The sequence below is a fragment of the Nitratireductor sp. ZSWI3 genome, assembly GCF_024655565.1.
GTDB lineage: Bacteria > Pseudomonadota > Alphaproteobacteria > Rhizobiales > Rhizobiaceae > Nitratireductor.
Genome location: NZ_JANKOF010000052.1, coordinates 1 through 18,861, shown reverse-complemented (window position 1 = coordinate 18,861; position 18,861 = coordinate 1). Strand labels below are relative to the sequence as shown.

The 18,861-nt window shown below is 65.4% G+C and carries 18 protein-coding genes; 10 read left to right on the top strand and 8 right to left on the bottom strand.

Features of this window, described 5'->3' with window-relative positions; all coding sequences use genetic code 11:
• Nucleotides 1–17 precede the first annotated feature (17 nt).
• From NUU27_RS15730 to NUU27_RS15705, 6 genes are read left to right on the top strand one after another with little or no spacing between them, the layout of a single operon-like run.
• Complete coding sequence (locus tag NUU27_RS15730) at nucleotides 18–1,505, top strand: DegQ family serine endoprotease (RefSeq protein ID WP_257763082.1); 1,488 nt, start codon at nucleotides 18–20, stop codon at nucleotides 1,503–1,505.
• Between the two features lie 9 nt (nucleotides 1,506–1,514).
• Nucleotides 1,515–2,831: a replication-associated recombination protein A gene (locus NUU27_RS15725; protein ID WP_257763081.1), complete on the top strand. Its 1,317-nt coding sequence runs from the start codon at nucleotides 1,515–1,517 to the stop codon at nucleotides 2,829–2,831.
• Nucleotides 2,832–2,874: 43 nt separating this feature from the next.
• Entirely contained in the window at nucleotides 2,875–3,252 is a 378-nt protein-coding gene (gene crcB, locus NUU27_RS15720; RefSeq protein ID WP_257763080.1) for a fluoride efflux transporter CrcB, read from the top strand.
• Nucleotides 3,253–3,279: 27 nt separating this feature from the next.
• Complete coding sequence (locus NUU27_RS15715; RefSeq protein WP_257763079.1) at nucleotides 3,280–4,266, top strand: RluA family pseudouridine synthase; 987 nt, start codon at nucleotides 3,280–3,282, stop codon at nucleotides 4,264–4,266.
• Nucleotides 4,263–5,186, top strand: a complete 924-nt coding sequence (locus NUU27_RS15710; protein ID WP_257763078.1) for a DMT family transporter — start codon at nucleotides 4,263–4,265, stop codon at nucleotides 5,184–5,186. The genes NUU27_RS15715 and NUU27_RS15710 overlap by 4 nt, the downstream gene beginning before the upstream one ends.
• Nucleotides 5,187–5,217: 31 nt before the next feature.
• Nucleotides 5,218–6,009 carry an ATP12 family chaperone protein gene (locus NUU27_RS15705; RefSeq protein ID WP_257763077.1) on the top strand — a complete coding sequence of 264 codons (792 nt, stop codon included), beginning with the start codon at nucleotides 5,218–5,220 and terminating at the stop codon, nucleotides 6,007–6,009.
• Between the two features lie 14 nt (nucleotides 6,010–6,023).
• Here NUU27_RS15705 and NUU27_RS15700 read toward each other — a convergent pair whose 3' ends face one another.
• From NUU27_RS15700 to NUU27_RS15690, 3 genes are all read right to left on the bottom strand, one after another.
• A complete protein-coding gene (locus tag NUU27_RS15700) occupies nucleotides 6,024–6,371 on the bottom strand; it encodes a YggT family protein (RefSeq protein WP_257763076.1) in 348 nt (115 codons plus the stop codon).
• Between the two features lie 78 nt (nucleotides 6,372–6,449).
• On the bottom strand, nucleotides 6,450–8,261 hold the full coding sequence (locus NUU27_RS15695; protein ID WP_257763075.1) for a sodium:solute symporter family protein: 1,812 nt from the start codon (nucleotides 8,259–8,261) through the stop codon (nucleotides 6,450–6,452).
• Nucleotides 8,262–8,273: 12 nt separating this feature from the next.
• Nucleotides 8,274–8,543, bottom strand: coding sequence for a DUF4212 domain-containing protein (locus tag NUU27_RS15690; protein WP_257763074.1), 270 nt, complete (start codon nucleotides 8,541–8,543; stop codon nucleotides 8,274–8,276).
• Between the two features lie 154 nt (nucleotides 8,544–8,697).
• Here NUU27_RS15690 and NUU27_RS15685 point away from each other — a divergent pair, with 154 nt between their 5' ends.
• Nucleotides 8,698–9,360 (top strand): hypothetical protein, encoded by a 663-nt coding sequence (locus NUU27_RS15685; protein WP_257763073.1) that lies wholly within the window; start codon nucleotides 8,698–8,700, stop codon nucleotides 9,358–9,360.
• 67 nt (nucleotides 9,361–9,427) lie between these two features.
• On the opposite strand, the gene glnA is transcribed toward NUU27_RS15685, so the two are convergent.
• Both glnA and NUU27_RS15675 read right to left on the bottom strand, forming a co-directional pair.
• On the bottom strand, nucleotides 9,428–10,837 hold the full coding sequence (glnA, locus tag NUU27_RS15680) for a type I glutamate--ammonia ligase (RefSeq protein ID WP_257763072.1): 1,410 nt from the start codon (nucleotides 10,835–10,837) through the stop codon (nucleotides 9,428–9,430).
• Nucleotides 10,838–10,910: 73 nt separating this feature from the next.
• Complete coding sequence (locus NUU27_RS15675; protein WP_257763070.1) at nucleotides 10,911–11,249, bottom strand: P-II family nitrogen regulator; 339 nt, start codon at nucleotides 11,247–11,249, stop codon at nucleotides 10,911–10,913.
• Nucleotides 11,250–11,527: 278 nt separating this feature from the next.
• On the opposite strand from NUU27_RS15675, the gene NUU27_RS15670 reads away from it, so the two are divergent.
• Entirely contained in the window at nucleotides 11,528–13,024 is a 1,497-nt protein-coding gene (locus NUU27_RS15670) for an NAD(P)H-hydrate dehydratase (RefSeq protein WP_257763069.1), read from the top strand.
• Nucleotides 13,025–13,066: 42 nt separating this feature from the next.
• On the opposite strand, the gene NUU27_RS15665 is transcribed toward NUU27_RS15670, so the two are convergent.
• Together NUU27_RS15665 and uvrA are read right to left on the bottom strand one after the other, a co-directional pair.
• The gene (locus tag NUU27_RS15665) at nucleotides 13,067–13,876 is read right to left on the bottom strand and encodes a DUF72 domain-containing protein (RefSeq protein ID WP_257763109.1); all 810 of its coding nucleotides are present in this window, start codon (nucleotides 13,874–13,876) and stop codon (nucleotides 13,067–13,069) included.
• A gap of 1 nt (nucleotide 13,877) precedes the next feature.
• On the bottom strand, nucleotides 13,878–16,802 hold the full coding sequence (uvrA, locus tag NUU27_RS15660) for an excinuclease ABC subunit UvrA (protein ID WP_257763068.1): 2,925 nt from the start codon (nucleotides 16,800–16,802) through the stop codon (nucleotides 13,878–13,880).
• Nucleotides 16,803–16,880: 78 nt separating this feature from the next.
• On the opposite strand from uvrA, the gene NUU27_RS15655 reads away from it, so the two are divergent.
• The gene (locus tag NUU27_RS15655; RefSeq protein WP_257763067.1) at nucleotides 16,881–17,138 is read left to right on the top strand and encodes a hypothetical protein; all 258 of its coding nucleotides are present in this window, start codon (nucleotides 16,881–16,883) and stop codon (nucleotides 17,136–17,138) included.
• Nucleotides 17,139–17,844: 706 nt separating this feature from the next.
• Complete coding sequence (locus NUU27_RS15650; protein ID WP_257763066.1) at nucleotides 17,845–18,348, top strand: single-stranded DNA-binding protein; 504 nt, start codon at nucleotides 17,845–17,847, stop codon at nucleotides 18,346–18,348.
• A 145-nt stretch (nucleotides 18,349–18,493) separates the two neighbouring features.
• Here NUU27_RS15650 and NUU27_RS15645 read toward each other — a convergent pair.
• Nucleotides 18,494–18,861, bottom strand: a 368-nt coding sequence (locus tag NUU27_RS15645; protein WP_257763065.1) for a hypothetical protein, incomplete at its 5' end; no start/stop codon positions are given.

Sequence of the window (18,861 nt, the reverse complement as noted above, 5' to 3'; positions counted from 1 at the left end):
CACCGAAGAGGATCACCATGATCGACAAGCCGTTTCGCCTGTTCTCCGTTCTGCTCGTCCTTGCGGCGCTCGTAGCGCCGGCCGCGGCGCAGGACGGTTCCGGCACAAGCCTTAGGGACACGCTTTCGAATCTGCTGCGCGGCGGTGAGACGGCGCCGGCAAGCGAGGACGAGGCCGCGGCGAAGCGGCGTGTCCCGTTCGGCGAGGCCGAAATCCAGCTCTCCTTCGCGCCGCTCGTGCGCGAGACGTCGCCGGCGGTGGTGAATGTTTACGCGTCTTCGACCGTGCAGGCGCTCTCGCCCTTCATGGGCGACCCATTCTTCGAGCAGTTTTTCGGCCGGCCGCAGATGCCGCCCCGCGTGCGCTCCTCGCTCGGCTCCGGCGTGATGGTCGATCCGAGCGGCATCATCGTCACCAACAACCACGTCGTCAGCGGCGCCGACGAGGTGAAGGTGGCGCTTGCCGACGGGCGCGAGTTCGAGAGCGAGATCCTGCTCAAGGACGAGGAGCTCGATCTGGCGGTCCTGAAGGTCGAGGGCAAGGAAGCCTTCCCGGCGGCTCGTCTCGGCGATTCGGATTCGCTCGAAGTGGGAGACCTGGTGCTGGCGATCGGCAATCCGTTCGGCGTCGGCCAGACCACCACCAGCGGCATCGTCTCGGCGCTGGCGCGCAGCCATATCGGCGTTTCCGATTTCGGCTTCTTCATCCAGACCGACGCGGCGATCAATCCGGGCAATTCGGGCGGCGCGCTGATCGACATGAAGGGTGACGTGATCGGCATCAACACGGCGATCGTCAGCCGCAGCGGCGGCTCCATCGGCATCGGCTTCGCCATCCCGGCCAATATGGTGCGGGCCGTGGTGGATGCGGCGCTCAGCGGCGTCAAGACCTTCGAGCGGCCGTATTTCGGCGCCTCCTTCGATCCCGTCACGCCGCCGGTCGCCGAAGCGCTCGGCATGAAGCGGCCGGCCGGGGCGCTGGTCAGGGAAGTGGCTCCGGACAGCCCGGCGGCGCGCGCCGGCCTGAAACCCGGCGATGTCGTGACCGCCATGGACGGCGCCGACATACAGCATCCTGATGCGCTCGAATACCGGCTCGTCACGCACCCGCTCGACGAGGACGGCGTGATCCGCATCCTGCGCGACGGCGACAGCCGCGATGTGACGATCCGGCTGGAGCGGCTCTCGGCGGGCGACGAGGCGGAGCCGACCGTGATCGAGGGGCGTAGCCCGTTTGCCGGCGCGGCGGTGACCGATCTTGCGCCGCGCACGGCGCAGCGCCTGAAATTGCCGCTCGGCAAGAAGGGCGTCGTGGTCCTCGACGTCGATCCCCGGTCGCCGGCCGCCAGCATGGGGCTGCGCCGCGGCGACATCGTTCGGGAGGTGAACGGCCGGGCGATCGAAAGCGCCAAGGGAATGGCGCGGGTGGCGCGAGAGCAGAGCCGCCGCTGGCACTTTGCCATCGAGCGCGATGGCCGCATATTGCAGCAGAGTCTGCGCTTCTGACGGAAGACCATGAGCGACCTGTTTTCAAGCACTGAGAAGGACGGCGTCCCGGTGAACCGGCCGCTGGCCGACCGCCTGCGGCCGAACCGGCTTGCCGATGTGGTGGGGCAGGAACACCTGACGGGTCCCGACGGGGTGCTGACCCGGATGATCGCCAGCCGCTCTCTCGGCTCGCTCATCTTCTGGGGGCCGCCCGGCACAGGCAAGACCACGGTGGCGCGGCTGCTTGCCGGCGAGACCGATCTCGCCTTCGAGCAGATCTCGGCGATCTTCTCCGGCGTGGCGGACCTCAAGAAGGTGTTCGAGGCGGCGCGGCTGCGCCGCACGCAGGGGCGCCAGACGCTGCTCTTCGTCGACGAGATCCATCGCTTCAACCGGTCGCAGCAGGATTCCTTCCTGCCGGTGATGGAGGATGGCACGGTGGTGCTGGTGGGAGCCACCACGGAGAACCCGTCCTTCGAGCTCAACGCCGCCCTTCTATCGCGGGCGCGCGTCCTCGTCTTCAAGGCGCTGGGGCCCGAAAGCCTCGCCCGGCTTCTCGAGCGCGCCGAGGAAGCGGAGGGAAAGGAACTGCCGCTCGACGAGGAAGCGCGCGCCGTACTCGTCCGCATGGCGGACGGCGACGGCCGTGCGGTGCTGACGCTGGCCGAGGAGGTGTGGCGCGCGGCCCGCGCCGGCGAGGTGTTCGACGCCGAGGGGCTGCAGCGCGTGGCGCAGCGGCGCGCGCCGATCTACGACAAGGGGCAGGACGGCCATTACAACCTGATCTCGGCGCTGCACAAATCCGTTCGCGGATCCGATCCCGATGCGGCGCTCTACTATCTGGCGCGCATGTTCGATGCCGGCGAGGACCCGCTCTATCTCGGCCGACGCCTGGTGCGCATGGCGGTCGAGGATATCGGGCTCGCCGACCCGCAGGCGCTCGTCGTCGCCAATGCGGCGAAGGACGCCTACGACTATCTGGGCTCGCCCGAGGGTGAGCTGGCGTTGGCGCAGGCCTGCGTCTATCTCGCCACCGCACCGAAATCCAACGCCGTCTACACGGCCTTCAAAGGGGCCATGGCGGCCGCCAGGGAGCATGGCTCGCTGCTGCCGCCGCGGCACATCCTCAACGCCCCGACGAAGCTGATGAAGGAGAGCGGCTACGGGGCGGGCTATGCCTATGATCACGATGCGCCTGACGCCTTTTCCGGCCAGGATTATTTTCCGGAGGAAATGGGTCGCCGGCAGTTCTACGATCCGGCGGAGCGCGGCTTCGAGCGCGAGATCCGCAAGCGGCTCGATTACTGGGCAAAGCTGCGCCGGGAACGGGGAGAGGACCGGTGAGGGCGCTTGTTGATTTTTGCGCAGCTTCTGCGAAAAGGGCCGCATGAATCATTTTCTGATCGTTGCTGCCGGAGGGGCGCTCGGCGCCGGCCTGCGCCATCTTGCGGGACTTGCCGCCATGCGCCTCATGGGAACGGGGTTTCCCTGGGGAACGCTGACCGTCAACCTCGTCGGCTCGCTGATCATGGGCGCGTTCGTCGAGTGGCTGGCGCGGCGCGTCGGAACCTCGCCCGAGCTGCGGCTGTTCCTGGCGACGGGTCTGCTCGGCGGCTTCACGACGTTCTCAGCCTTCTCGCTGGATGTGGTCGCCTTGTGGGAACGTGGAGACGGAGCGCTTGCCGCAGGCTATGTGCTCGTCAGTGTTTGCGGCGCCATCGCCGCGCTTTTCGCCGGCCTGTGGCTGGTCAAGCACTTTGCTTAAGCGGGGCCGGGAGAACGGATTCTTGTCATGACGGGCGTGCAACAGGTCGAAGTGGAGAAGGACGAGGGCGGGATGCGCCTCGATCGCTGGTTCAAGGCGCATTTTCCGGGCCTCGGGTTCGGGCATCTGCAAAAGCTCCTGCGCTCGGGGCAGGTGCGGGTCGACGGCGGCCGGGCCAAGGCCGACACGCGCGTCCAGCCTGGCCAGATGGTCCGCGTCCCGCCGCTCGATGTCGACCGCAAGGGAAGCGACCAGACCACAGCGCACAGCCTGCGCAACACCGGCGACGCGGAAGCCCTTTCGCAGATGCTTCTCTACGAGGACCCGAAGGTGTTCGTCTTCAACAAGCCGGCAGGGCTCGCCGTGCAGGGCGGATCGGGCGTCAGCCGTCATGTCGACGCCATGCTCGAGGCCTGGCGCAACAAGAAGGGCGAGAAGCCGCGCCTCGTGCACCGGCTCGACCGCGACACGTCCGGCGTGCTGGTCGTCGCCCGCACCCGGCAGGCGGCCATGCGCCTGGCGGAGTCCTTTCGGGCACGCGACACTAAGAAGACCTATTGGGCGCTGGTCAAGGGCGTCCCGAAGAAGCCTGAAGGCCGCATCTCCACCTGGCTCATCAAGGAGCAGACGCCGGACGGCGACCGCATGCGGGTGGCCCAGCATGGCGAGCCGGATTCCGACCACGCCGTTTCGAACTACCGCCTGATCGAGCAGGCGGGCATGACGCTCTCCTGGCTGGAAATGGAGCCATATACCGGCCGCACGCACCAGTTGCGCGTGCATGCTGCCCATATCGGCTGCCCGATCATCGGCGATCCAAAATATTTCGAAGCGGATCAGAACTGGGAGTTCCCGGGCGGCCTGCAGAACCGGCTGCACCTGCACGCGCGCCGCATCGTGATTCCCAATCCCGGCGGCGGGAAGATCGACGTCACCGCGCCGCTGCCGCCGCATATGCGGCAGAGCTGGAACCTGCTCGGCTTCGACGAGGCGGCGGCAGAGGGTGCGCAATGAGCATCGCCATCCCGGGTGCCGACGGCCGCCGCGACGCGATCGACGCCTTCGCGGCGCTCATGATGATCGGCCTCACCTTGTCCTGGGGGCTCAACCAGGTGGCGATCAAGATTGCCAATACGGGCTACAGCCCGATGTTCCTGATGTTCCTGCGCTCGGCCGTCGCCACGTTGCTGGTCTTTCTGTGGTGCCGCTACCGGAGGATTGCGCTTTTCGAGAAGGACGGCACCTTGCTGCCGGGGCTGCTTGCCGGCGTGCTGTTCGGCCTGGAATTTCTCCTGATCTTCTTCGGCCTCGACTACACCTCGGCGGCCCGTGGCGCGCTGATGCTCAACACCATGCCGTTCTGGGTGCTGATCGGCGGGCATTTCCTGCTCGGCGAGAAAATGTCGTCGGTCAAGTTCGGCGGATTGGTGATGGCTTTCCTCGGTGTCGCGCTCGTCTTCTCCGACGGGCTCAGCCTGCCCGGACCGGAGGCCCTTCTGGGCGATGTGCTGTGCCTTTTCGCCGGGCTTCTGTGGGCCGCGACGATCATCGTCATCAAGCAGTCCAAGCTGACGGAAGCGAGCGCCGAAAAGACGCTCATCTACCAGCTCGCCGTGTCGACCGTGCTGCCGCTGCCATTCCTGCCGTTCACCGGTCCGCTGCTGCGCGACGTCACCTTCCTGGCCACCGGTGCCTTCCTGTTTCACGCCGTCTTCGTCGTCGCCTTCACCTATGTCCTGTGGTTCTGGCTGATGCGCCGCTATCCCGCTTCGGGACTGTCGAGCTTCGCCTTCCTCACGCCGGTCTTCGGCGTCCTGTGCGGCGGCATCGTCCTCGGCGAGCCGCTGACGGCGAAAATCCTGCTGGCGCTCGCCCTCATCGCGGCGGGTCTGGTCGTGGTCAATCGTCCCCGCCGGCGGATCGTTCCAGCTTAACGAAGCAACCAACGCACCCTATATAGAGCCCATGCGCGATCTATTGCACGACCTTGAAGACGGGAAGACCTCCGCCGAACTCGATCCGGTGCGGCGCGCCCAGAGCACCATGAAACGGCCCTTGCCGAAACGCTTCTACAAGGAGGTTTCGGTGGCGGCGCAGGAAGAGGGCTTCGCTGTTCTGCTCGACGGCCGGGCCGTGCGCACGCCGGGAGCGGCGCGCGTCGCCTTGCCGCGACAGGCCGCCGCCGAGCTGATCGCAGCCGAATATGCAGCCCAGGGCGAGGAGATCGATCCGGCGACCATGCCCGTCACGCGGCTCGTCAACACGGCGATCGACGGCGTTGCCGAACATGCGCAGGCCGTGCTCGAGGATGTCCTGCGCTATGCTTCGAGCGACCTGCTTTGCTATCGCGCTCCCTCGCCGGAGCGGCTGATCGCCCTGCAGGCCGAGGCCTGGGATCCGGTCCTCGACTGGGCGCAGCAGATGATCGGCGCACAATTCGTTCTCGCCGAGGGCGTGATGCATGTGGAGCAACCGCGCGAGGCGATCGCCGCGGTGAGCTCCTATCTGCGCCAGCGCAGCGAGCCGCTTCGCCTTGCGGCCATTCACGTGATGACGGCGCTGACCGGATCGCTGCTTCTGGCGCTTGCCGTTGATGCGGGCGCCATCCCGGCCGAGGACGCCTGGAAGGCGGCGCATGTCGACGAGGACTGGAACGCCGCCCAATGGGGCATCGACGCGGAGGCCGCACAACGCCGCGCGGCGCGCGAGCGCGACATGATGGGCGCGGCGGCCCTGCTCGCGGCGCTGGAGGCCTGATCGGCGCGCAGATCCTATCTGCCGCCGAACGCCTGGTAAAGCATGCCGGCGATTTCGCTCTCCAGCGGGAATGAAAGCATCCCCATCACCGAATAGCCGAGCAGCCACGGCATCAGGTAGAAGCGGATCATGAAGAAGAACCAGGCGACATAGACCGGCACCAGCGGCTCGAGCAGGAAGCCCGGCGTGATGGGGCGGAACAGCCTCAGGATCGGATTGGTCACGCGCACGAAGAAGCGCATGAAGAAGAAGCTGGAATCTTCCGGAAGGAAGATGCCCATGGCCGCACGGCCGATCAGCGTCCACATGATGACGCCCAGAATGTAGTCCAGCGCGATGACCCAGATTGGGAAAGCCGCCATCGTCCCCGCCATGAATGCAGCCCTTTCGACATGAAACGGGGGCGGGAAAACCCGCCCCCGCTAAGCATATTAATCCGATCAGTGCTTGGCCGAAAGGATAGCCGGTCCCGAGGGGACGCGGGTCTCGTCGACCATGCGCTGGATCTCCTCGTCCGGAGCCGGCGTCAGCAGCGTGACCACGACCATGGCGACCAGGCTCGTCGCCATGCCGACGATGCCGAAGCGCAGGTGATCGAGGCCGAACCACGGCGTGCCGCCGGTGTAGACGTAGTAGAGATATGCACTGCCGGCGATGAAGCCCGCCGCCATGCCGGCGATCGCGCCTTCCCGATTGGCCCGTTTCCACCACACGCCGAGGGCGAGGGGGAAGAAGAGACCCGAGCAGGCGAAGCAGAACGCCCAGGCCACGGCACCGAGAATGCCGGTGAGCTGCAGCGAGGCGATCAGGGCGCCGAGCGCACCAATGGCCAGCAGAAGCACGCGGGCAACGATCAGCCGGACGGCCGTGTCGGCCTTGGGGTCGATCATCTTGTAGTAGAGATCGTGGCTGAGCGCGTTGGCGATGGCCAGAAGGAGTCCGTCTGCTGTCGACATGGCGGCTGCCATGCCACCCGCGGCGACCAGGCCGGAGATGACGTAAGGCAGGCCGGCGATCTCCGGCGTGGCGAGCACGACGATGTCGGGCCGCATGAAGAACTCGTTCAGTTGCAGGATGCCGTCGCCGTTCTGGTCCGCGATGGCCAGGAAGCCGACGGACGACCAGTTCTGGATCCAGTCAAGCGCGGCCACTTCGGCAAAAGGCTTGCCGATGATGGCCGTGGGCAGGCTGGGATCGAGAAGCTGCAGCTTCGTCAGCGTCGCGAGTGCGGGGGCCGTGAAGTACAGCAGGAAGATGAACAGCAGCGACCATGCCACCGACTTGCGGGCCGAGCGGACGGAAGGCGTGGTGAAGTAGCGCATGAGGATGTGCGGCAGCGATGCGGTGCCCGCCATCATGCACAGCGCCAGGGTGACGAACTTCCACTCTGCGTAATCGCCCACCGGACCCGTATGCGGGGTCGTCAGCACCGACAGTCCGGCCATGGCTTCGGCCGGAGCGTTGAGGCCGTATTGTGCCTCGAACTGCGCCATGGACGATGCCGCCTCGCCATAGGTGAAGTGCGGGATGATGCCGAACCCTTGCGCGTTGGACATCCAGATCACCGGCACCAGATAGGCGATGATGAGCACGATGTACTGGGCAACCTGTGTCCATGTGACGGCGCGCATGCCGCCCAGCATCGAGCAGAGCAGAATGCCCAGGAGCCCCAGCCAGACGCCATAGGAGAAGGGAATGTGCAGCGCGCGCGCGGCGATCGTTCCGGTCGCGTTGATCTGCGCCGTCACATAGGTGAACGACGCCACGACGAGCACAATCACGGCGCAGAGCCGCGCAAGGTTGCCGCCATAACGCGTGCCGATGAAATCGGGAACCGTGTAGCAGCCGAACTTGCGCAGATAGGGCGCCATCAGCGAGTTGACGAGCACATAGCCGCCGGTCCAGCCGACGATGAAGGCCATGTAGCCGTAACCGCCGAAATAGATGCCGCCGGCAAGCGCCACAAAGGATGCGCCGGACATCCAGTCGGCGGCCGTCGCCATGCCGTTGTAGACCGCCGGGACCTGCCGGCCGGCCACGTAATAGGCATCGACCTCCATCGTTCGCGAGAGCCAGCCGATGATGGCGTAGATCGCGATGGTGAAGGCAACGAACAGAATGCCGATCGTATCGGCACCGACACCGAGCTGCTCGAGGATCGCCATCAGAATGATGAAGGCGAGGAAGCCGCCGGTGTATATGCCATACACCCTGCCGATATTGTCGATGAACCGTCCCTGCATCAAAGCCATGTCGGTTCCCCCCTATTCCTCTTCGCCAAAGCCGAACTCATCGTCGATCGCATCCTGGCGCCAGTTCTGCACCCAGATGATGACGACGAAGGCGATGAGCGAGCCTTGCGCGATCATGTAGTATCCCAGCGGAAAGCCGATGAACTTGTAGGTGTTCAGCCAGCCGACCATCCAGGGAACAACCAGCGAGAAAAACGCCCAGAGCACCAGGACCAAAATGGTCATGTTCCTGGTTTTCGCCCAGTAGCGATCCCTCACATCGTCAGAGTCATTTGCGGACATGATGTCCTCCTCCCTCAGATCCGTTAGCGACGAAAGTCGTTAACCGTCGCCATTGCGGTTCCTCGGAATCAGAATCACAATGGCATGTCTCAAGCATTGGGCAGTTCCGGTGCAAAGGAAATCGAGACATTGGTCGTAGACGGGAGGACGGCGCATGGGCATGCAATGGACGAAAGGCATGAGCCTGCTGCGCGAGGCGGCAGCGCGCCTCAGCCTGCGGCGCGATCGCGGACCGGTCGACACCGTGGCGGGGCTGGCCGGCTTCGTCAGCACGCGAGCCGCCTTCGTGACGCAGAAGAAGCTCTATGGCTACCTGAAGGCGCGGATGGGGACGCGCTATCCGTCCATGTTCGAGGACGAGGTCTTCGTCCAATCGATCAATGTCGCCAAGCTGCACGTCTTCGCCGCCTGCCTGTCGGACCTTTCGATCCATACGGTGGCGCGCGTGGTCGCGGCAGGGCACCTGGCGCGCGACGAGGCGCCGGCGCTGGCCCGGCACTGCTTCGAGGCCGGCATCGGCGACAATGCGGCGCATCTGCCAGAGCCGGAGGTGGTCGAGGGCTGGCGGGAGAGGTTCCGCAAGCGTGCCGAGGACGTGCACTGGGAGAACATGGCTGCCGGAGGCGAGAGCTTCACCGAGAGCCCGAAGGCGCTCTACCGCTGGGCGCCGATCGCCGATCAGTTGAAGGTCCACGACCGGGAAATCGTCGAGAACTCGATCCGCTTCGCCTTTGGCGAGGTGACGCGGGATTTCCGCGGGCGCAGCCGACCGGCGGAAATCGCCGCCGACTGGCGCGAGCGCAAAGGCGCGCTCTAGGATCTGGATCCACAAAAAAGGGCCCCGCCCGAAGGCGGAGCCCCTGATCCCCCGAAGCGAGTGGGGATCAGACCGAGTAATACATGTCGAACTCGACCGGGTGCGGCGTCATCTCGAAACGCAGAACCTCGGCCATCTTCAGCTCGATATAAGCATCGATCTGGTCGTCGTCGAACACGCCGCCGGCCTTCAGGAAGCCGCGATCCTTGTCGAGGTTCATCAGCGCCTCACGCAGAGAGCCGCAGACGGTCGGCACCTTCTTGAGCTCCTTCGGCGGCAGGTCGTACAGATCCTTGTCCATGGCCTGGCCGGGATGGATCTTGTTCTTGATGCCGTCGATGCCGGCCATCAGCATGGCGGCGAAGGCCAGGTAGGGGTTCGCGCCCGGATCGGGGAAGCGGACCTCGACGCGCTTGGACTTCGGCGAGGAGCCGAACGGGATGCGGCAGGAGGCCGAGCGGTTGCGTGCCGAGTAGGCGAGCAGCACCGGAGCTTCGAAGCCGGGCACCAGACGCTTGTAGGAGTTGGTGATCGGGTTGGTGAAGGCGTTGATCGCCTTGGCGTGCTTGATGATGCCGCCGATGTAGAAGAGGCAGGTCTCCGAAAGGCCGGCATATTCGTTGCCGGCGAAGGTCGGCTTGCCTTCCTTCCAGATCGACTGGTGGACGTGCATGCCCGAGCCGTTGTCGCCATAGATCGGCTTCGGCATGAAGGTGGCCGTCTTGCCGTAGGCGTTGGCGACCTGGTGCACGCCATATTTGAACTTCTGGACCGAGTCGGCGCTGCGCAGCAGCGTCTCGAACTTGATGCCGAGCTCGTGCTGGGCCGCACCCACCTCGTGGTGGTGCTTTTCCACGACGACGCCCATCTCGGTCAGCACCGTCAGCATCTCGGAGCGCATGTCCTGCGCCGAATCGATCGGCGGAACCGGGAAGTAGCCGCCCTTGACGCGCGGACGGTGGCCGAGGTTGCCGGTCTCGTATTCGGTGTCGTCGTTGGACGGCAGCTCACTGGAATCGAGCTTGAAGCCGGTGTTGTAGGGATCGGCCTTGTACTTGACGTCGTCGAAGATGAAGAACTCGGGTTCCGGTCCGATGTAAACGGTGTCGCCGAGCCCTTCCGACTTCAGGAAAGCCTCCGCCTTCTTGGCGGTGCCGCGCGGATCGCGGTTGTAGGCCTCGCCGGAGATCGGGTCGAGGATGTCGCAGATGATCGCCATCGTCGACTGGGCGAAGAAGGGATCCATGTGGGCCGTCTCCGGCTCCGGCATCAGGACCATGTCGGACTCGTTGATCGCCTTCCAGCCGGCGATGGAGGAACCGTCGAACATGACGCCGTCGGCGAACATGTCCTCGTCCACGGCGGTGACATCCATGGTGACGTGCTGCAGCTTGCCGCGCGGATCGGTGAAGCGCAGATCGACGAACTTCACGTCGTTTTCCTTGATCTGCTTCATGATGTCTTGTGCTGTGGTCATAATCGCTTTCCTGTTTGGGATGGTATTGCCTGAGTGACCCTTGCGAGCGCCCGGGTCGGAAGAGAAAGATGGATCAAACGGCGTCCGCGCCGGTTTCGCCGGTGCGGATGCGGATGACCTCCTCGACATTGGTGACGAAGATCTTGCCGTCGCCGATGCGGCCCGTCTGGGCCGCCTTGCGGATCGCCTCGATGGCCGCCTCGACCGTCTCGTCGGGAAGGACGATCTCGATCTTCACCTTGGGGAGGAAGTCGACGACATATTCGGCGCCGCGATAGAGCTCGGTGTGGCCCTTCTGGCGGCCGAAGCCCTTGGCCTCGATAACGGTGATGCCCTGAAGGCCGACCTCCTGGAGAGCCTCCTTCACTTCGTCGAGCTTGAAGGGTTTGATGATCGCTTCGACCTTTTTCATGCCTGGGTGGTCTCCATGGGTTCAGGAACGGATTTGCCGCGCCCCTCGTTGCTCCGGTCCGGTTGAAGCACGAAACATGCCAACTCCTCGAAGAGGGCTTGCATGAAGCGTGCCAAGCGCTGCATTGTCCCCGCAGGCGCTCCCGGACGCGGCTTTTGCAGGGGCGGGACGGGTGGGTGCGCGCAGGGGCCGCCCGCCTATGCGCCAGAGGCCCCGCGAGCCAGTCTGGCTGGTGATTAAAAAATATGCAATGCGCCGAATAAAGTGGCAGATCGGTCATGCGTCTGGAAATTCTGACACCTGAGGAAATGGGCGCGATGGATCGCCGCGCCGTGCAGGCCGGCCCGTTCGACGGCTACCGGCTGATGCGCAATGCGGGCGCCGCCGCGACCGCCGAAATCCTTCCCCGCTTCACCGAAGCGGCGGGGTTCGACGTCCTGTGCGGACCGGGCAACAATGGCGGCGACGGCTATGTGGTGGCGCGGCTCCTGGCCGAGCGCGGCCTCGACGTCCGGCTCTTTGCCACGGCGGCGCCGAGGGCGGGGAGCGACGCGGCGCGGGCGGCGGATGAATGCCCGCTGGCGGCACGGGCGCTCGAGGCGTTCCGGCCGCGCCCAAACCGGCCGGTGGTCGATGCGTTGTTCGGTGCCGGCCTGTCGAAGGCGGTGAGCGGCGCCGAGGCGCAGGCGATCGGCCGCGTCGACGCGGCGGGCGCGCCGGTCATCGCGATCGACCTGCCGTCGGGCGTTTCAGGGTGGAACGGGGCGGTGCTCGGCGCGGCTTTCGAGGCGCTCCTGACGATCACCTTCTTCCGCAAGAAGCCGGGACATCTGCTCTATCCGGGCCGTGCGCTCTGCGGCGAGACGGTCTTGGCGGAGATCGGCATCGCCGACGCGCTTTTGACCGATGCCGGCGTCACGCTTTGGGAGAACGGCCCGGCCCTGTGGCGCGGCGCCTTCCCCGATCCGGCGCCCGATGCGCACAAATATTCGCGCGGCCACGCCGCGGTCTTCTCGGGCGGGCCAGGCGCGACGGGAGCGGCAAGGCTGGCAGCGCGCGGCGCGGCGCGGATCGGGGCAGGGGCGGTCACGCTGCTGACGCCCGCCAGCGCGCTGCTCGTCAACGCCGCGCATCTGACGGCGATCATGCTGCGCCGCGTCGACACGGTGGACGATGTCGCCACCTTTCTCGCCGAGCGCCGGCCGAGTGCCGCGGTGCTGGGGCCTGGTTTTGGCGTCGGCGAAACCACCCGTGCCTTCGGGCTCTCCCTTCTGCAGCACGGCGGGAGCGGGCTGAAGGGCGTGGTCTTCGATGCGGACGCCATCACGTCGTTCGCCGCGCAGCCGGATGCGCTCTTTGCGGCGGCGCGTGCCGAGGGAGCGCCGTCGGCGGTGCTGACGCCGCATGAGGGGGAGTTCGGCAGGCTCTTCGCCGATCTTGCGGCGAGTGGTCCTTCCAAGGTGGAGCGGGCGCGCACTGCTGCCGCGCGGGCCGGGGCGGTCGTGGTGCTGAAAGGCGCAGACACGGTGGTGGCTGCGCCCGACGGGCGGGCGGTGATCAACACGAACGCGACGCCGTTCCTGGCGACGGCAGGCTCGGGCGACGTGCTTTCCGGCATCATCGCCGGCCTGATGGCGCAGGCCATGCCGGCCTTCGAGGCGGCGGCGGCCGGCGTCTGGCTGCACGGGGAGGCGGGGCGCCGGTTCGGAGCGGGGCTGATCGCGGAAGACCTGCCGGAACTGCTTCCCGAACTTCTGGACGAACTGATCGGCTGAGGCTTCGGGCTGAAACCGTTTCCCGCTTCCGGAAGACACGTGTCAGGCGGGCCGGACCCGCTGCATCAGGGCCTGCGCGGCCTGGGGGGCGTTGATCTTGCCTTCGTGGATGAAGTAGACGAAGACGTCGCGCGGCCTCACTTCGGGCTTGAAGGACGGGTCGGCCAGGGGCAGGTCGTCGGGCTGGCCACCCTCGGCCCAGGTCTCGGCGCGCTTCGCCCAGGCGTCGAGCTCGTCCGGCGGGTAGGCGGTGGGCACCGAATCCTCGCCGCGCTGCAGGCGCGCATAGACGAAATCCGCAGTCAGGTCGGCCATCTCGGGATAGGTGAAGTGGTGGGCGTAGCAGATCGCCGCGCCATATCTGCGCACCAGCGCCGGAAACTCCGGCACCACGAAGGAATCGTGCCGCACTTCCAGGACATGGCGCAGGGCGATCCCGTCGCGCTCGGCCGGCAGAAGCTCCAAGAACCCTTCGAAATCCTCCGGATCAAATTTCTTGGTCGGTGCGAACTGCCAGACGAGTGGACCAAGCTTCCTGCCAAGCTCGGTGATTCCCGATGCAAGGAATTTCTCAAGGGATTCAGAAGCTTCCGACAAGACCTTGCGGTTCGTCACGAAGCGGTTTCCCTTGAGCGAGAAAACGAAATCGTCGGGAGCCTCGCTTGCCCACTTGGCATAGACGGCCGGCTTCTGGCTGCCGTAATAGGTGCCGTTCACCTCGATGGTGGGGATCTGCCGGCTGGCATATTCGAGCTGCCGCTTCTTGGGCAGGTCGTCGGGATAGAAGGTGCCTTCCCACGGCTCGAACGTCCAGCCGCCGATGCCGGCGCGAATGGTGCCCTTGCTCATCAGATCACTCCGCTGCCTGAGCCTTGCCGGCCGGCCGGCGTTCCAGCAGTTCCTTGAGGAACTTGCCCGTATAGCTGCGCGGCTCGGCCATGACGTCGTCGATGGAGCCGGCGGCCACCACCTCGCCGCCGCCGTCGCCGCCCTCGGGGCCGAGGTCGAGGATCCAGTCGGCGGTCTTGATGACCTCCAGATTGTGCTCGATGACGGCGACGGTGTTGCCCTGGTCGACCAGTTCATGCAGCACTTCAAGAAGCTTGGCCACATCGTGGAAATGCAGGCCGGTGGTCGGCTCGTCGAGAATGTACAAGGTGCGTCCCGTGGCGCGCTTCGAGAGCTCCTTGGCCAGCTTGATGCGCTGCGCCTCGCCACCCGAAAGCGTCGTCGCCTGCTGGCCGATGTGAATGTAGCCGAGGCCGACCCGGGCGAGCGTCGTCAGCTTGTCGCGCACGGCCGGCACGGCGGCGAAGAACTCGACGCCTTCCTCCACCGTCATTTCGAGCACATCGGCGATGGACTTGCCCTTGAAGGTGACCTCCAGCGTCTCGCGGTTGTAGCGCTTGCCGTGGCAGACGTCGCAGGTGACGTAGACGTCGGGCAGGAAGTGCATCTCAATCTTGATGACACCATCGCCCTGGCAGGCCTCGCAGCGCCCGCCCTTGACGTTGAAGGAGAAGCGGCCCGGCTGGTAGCCGCGCGCCTTGGCCTCCGGCAAGCCGGCGAACCAGTCGCGGATCGGCGTGAAGGCGCCGGTGTAGGTGGCCGGGTTGGAGCGCGGCGTGCGGCCGATGGGCGACTGGTCGATGTCGATCACCTTGTCGAGATGCTCCAGCCCCTCGATGCGGTCATGCTCCGCCGGGTGCTCGCGCGAGCCCATGATGCGGCGCGAGGCGGCCTTGAACAGGGTCTCGATCAGCAGGGTCGACTTGCCGCCGCCGGACACGCCGGTGACGCAGGTGAAGGTGCCGAGCGGGATATCCGCCGTCACGTCCTTCAGGTTGTTGCCGCGCGCGCCGACGACGCGGATGCGGCGCTTCTTCGGGATCTCGCGGCGCGCCTGCGGCATGGGGATGGCGAGACCCCCGGTGAGATACTGGCCGGTGATGGAGGCCGGGTTGGCCATGATGTCGCGCGGAGTGCCCTCGGCGATGATCCGGCCGCCATGGATGCCGGCCGCCGGGCCGATGTCCACCACATGATCGGCCGTGAGGATGGCGTCCTCGTCATGCTCGACGACGATCACCGTGTTGCCGAGGTCGCGCAGGTGGCGCAGCGTCGCCAGGAGGCGGTCGTTGTCGCGCTGGTGCAAGCCGATCGACGGCTCGTCGAGCACGTAGAGCACGCCCGTCAGGCCCGAGCCGATCTGCGAGGCGAGCCGGATGCGCTGGCTCTCGCCGCCCGACAGCGTGCCGGAATTGCGCGACAGGGTGAGGTAGTCGAGCCCGACGTCGTTGAGGAAGGTCAGGCGCTCGCGGATCTCCTTCAGGATGCGCGCGGCGATCTCGTTCTGCTTTTCGTTGAGATGCTGCGGCAGGGCTTCGAACCAGTCGCCGGCCTTGCGGATCGACATCTGCGTGACCTCGCCGATGTGCAGGCGATCGATCTTGACCGCCAGCGCCTCCGGCTTGAGCCGGTGGCCGCCGCAGGCCGGGCAGGGATGGGCCGACATGTAGCGCTCGATCTCCTCGCGCATCCAGGCCGAGTCCGTTTCCTTCCAGCGGCGCTGCAGGTTGACCACCACGCCCTCGAAGGGCTTGGTGGTGCGGTAGCTGCGCAGGCCGTCATTGTAGTCGAAGGCGATCTTCTTGTCGCCGGTGCCGTTCAGGACGACGTCCCTTGCTTCCTCCGGCAGATCGCGCCAGCGGTCGCCCACCTTGAAGCCGTATTCGCGCCCCAGCGCTTCCAGGGTCTGAAGATAGTAGGGGGAGGTGGATTTCGCCCACGGGGCGATGGCTCCCTCGCGCAGCACGGCCCCTTCATCCGGCACCACGAGGTCCGGATCGATGGCGCGCTGGCTGCCGAGTCCGTCGCAGGTGGGGCAGGCACCGGCCGGGTTGTTGAACGAAAACAGCCGCGGCTCGATCTCCGGGATGGTGAAGCCGGAGACGGGGCAGGCGAATTTTTCCGAGAAGACGATGCGCTCATGCGTCTCGTTCTTCGACTTGTTGGCGCTGCCGCCCTTGGCCGTCTCGGCCTCGGCCAGCGGCCTGTCGGCGAATTCGGCGATCGCCAGCCCCTCGGCGAGGTGCAGGCAGGTTTCCAAAGAATCCGCCAGGCGCGTCGCGATGTCGCCGCGCACGACGATGCGGTCGACCACCACGTCGATGTCGTGCTTGTACTTCTTGTCGAGGGCGGGGACGTCGGCGATCTCGTAAAACTCGCCGTCGACCTTGACGCGCTGGAACCCCTTCTTCTGCAATTCGGCGAGTTCCTTGCGGTACTCGCCCTTGCGACCCCGCACGATGGGCGCCAGGATATAGAGCCTCGCGCCCTCCTCCAGCGCCATGACGCGATCCACCATCTGGCTGACGGTCTGGCTCTCGATCGGCAGGCCTGTGGCCGGCGAATAGGGGACGCCGACCCGCGCGAAGAGGAGGCGCATGTAGTCGTAGATCTCCGTCACCGTGCCGACGGTGGAGCGGGGATTGCGCGACGTCGTCTTCTGCTCGATGGAGATGGCCGGCGAGAGGCCGTCGATCTGATCGACGTCTGGCTTCTGCATCATCTCCAGGAACTGCCGGGCGTAAGCCGACAGGCTCTCCACGTAACGGCGCTGGCCTTCGGCGTAGATCGTGTCGAAGGCAAGCGAGGATTTGCCGGAGCCGGACAGGCCGGTCATCACGATCAGGCTCTCGCGCGGAAGATCGAGATCGACATTCTTCAAATTGTGCTCGCGCGCGCCGCGAATGGAAATGAACTTGTGGTCGGGCATGCCCCGTTGCTGCCTCTCGCTGAATTCGGATGGGCCGGCGGCGATGCCGACCTGCTTCATGTAGGAAACGCAGCACGAATGTCGATGGCCGCACGCGCGGGCCATGCCGGGCGGCCACGTCTCGCCGCTTGGGTGGTTTTCGTCGTTTTTGCGGCGAAGGGCAAGCAAAAAGAACAAAGGCCGAACAACCTCCTGACAGATTCCGTCATGAGCCTTCCAGCGTCCTTAGATCTGCGCATCGTGCTTTCCCAAAAAACGATTCCGATTTTCGAGCCGATGCGCCAGCCGCTTTCGCGTCGCGATCACGATTTGAAACGAGGGCCCGCATGCGCTTGACCCTGGTTTGCCAAAGGAGCACTATGCCCCCGTCACCGCTCGCAGGCGCAAAAATGCTGTTCTGACCGGTGCCGGTGGGCACCTCGAATTGCAGGCGCTGCTTGAGCCCGTGACGCCGAGCAAGGACCGAAACGCGAGAAGGAGGGAGGCATGACTCCACCGGACCGACTATTCGGGCTCCGCAAGCCGCGCGGAGCCACAGCCGGCTGATCCGCCCGTGAGCCTTTCGGGGCCGCAAGGTTTCCAGGAGGTTCGTTCAAGGCCGATCCGAAGGCGATAGCGCTTGTCGAAAGCACATCGCCGGTAAGCATGACAAAGCTGATGGCCGGCTGCCCCCAAAATTCGAAAATCCTTATATCGGACAGATGTGGCGTGACCACATCTCCTGAACGCTGCCGGTAAACCACTCCCGGCATGGAGGATCAGAGGATCCGGAGCCCCGCGCGCTCGAAACAGAAGCGGCGGGGCTGTTCCTTGTCTGCCTGCGACGTTTGTCTGCGACGCCTGTCCCCAGGGGCGATTTCCCGCGATGCCCCGCTTGGGCGCAGCATTCGTCCGAGCGGTTGACAGGTTGTTCCGCTAATGAGAACATAAAAGGAACAAATGAGCTGTGGACGAGGCTTTGTCCGGCAAACGGGACGGGCGCGCCCGGTAACGGCTTGGGATAAGGTGCGCAGCAGATTTCGGACAAGCGTGGAGAAGCGTCATGGCGGGTAGCGTCAACAAGGTCATTCTGGTGGGTAATCTGGGCGCCGACCCGGAGATCCGCCGGCTCAATTCCGGGGATCCGGTGGTCAATCTGCGCATCGCCACGTCGGAGACCTGGCGCGATCGCCAGTCTGGCGAGCGCCGCGAGCGCACCGAATGGCACAATGTGGTGATCTTCAACGACAATCTCGCCAAGGTGGCCGAGCAGTATCTGAAGAAGGGCGCCAAGGTCTATATCGAGGGCCAGTTGCAGACCCGCAAATGGACCGACCAGAACGGCCAGGACCGCTACACGACCGAGGTCGTGCTGCAGAAATTCCGCGGCGAGCTGCAGATGCTTGATACGCGCGGGCAGGGGGGAGAGGGCCAGGTCGGCTATAGCGGCGGCCAGGGCAATTATGGCGGCGGCGGAAGCCGGGGATCCGATTTCGGCCAGTCAGGCCCGGCGGAAGGCTCCGGCGGCGGCTATTCGCAGAACCTGGACGACGAGATCCCGTTCTGATCCCGTTCCGACGGGACTGAGACGGTTCAGACGAGCCGTTTCTCGATTGATGCTTTCGACGACCGCCCCGGTTTGCGCAACAAGGTCATTGCGGGGCGGCTCGGAATGCGAGGCGGCTTCCTGAAGCTGCGATGCATCGAAGCGATCATTCACCGCGCCATGCGTTCGCAAGATCGCATGGCGTTCTCGCGGTTATTTTAGAGCAAGTCTTCCGCTTTCTTTGAAATCTCGCTACCGGCAGGAATCGGTTTGGCTCTCGCTCATTCCCCCGCAACACTTGCTGCCGGTCGCCATCCTGAAGGCGGATGCCGAACAGACTGATCCTCTGCGGATTTTCACAATCCTTCCTCAATTTCCAATCAGAAGCGTTCATACGCTGGGCCAGAGCATCGATCGAAAAATCGGAATCGATTTTTCGGAAAGCATGATGCGCAGCGTTGGAGAGATGGATCGCTACGTCTTTTGAGACGCATGCGATGCCCTGGCCCGTGCGCCGATATCGTTTGTCTGTTG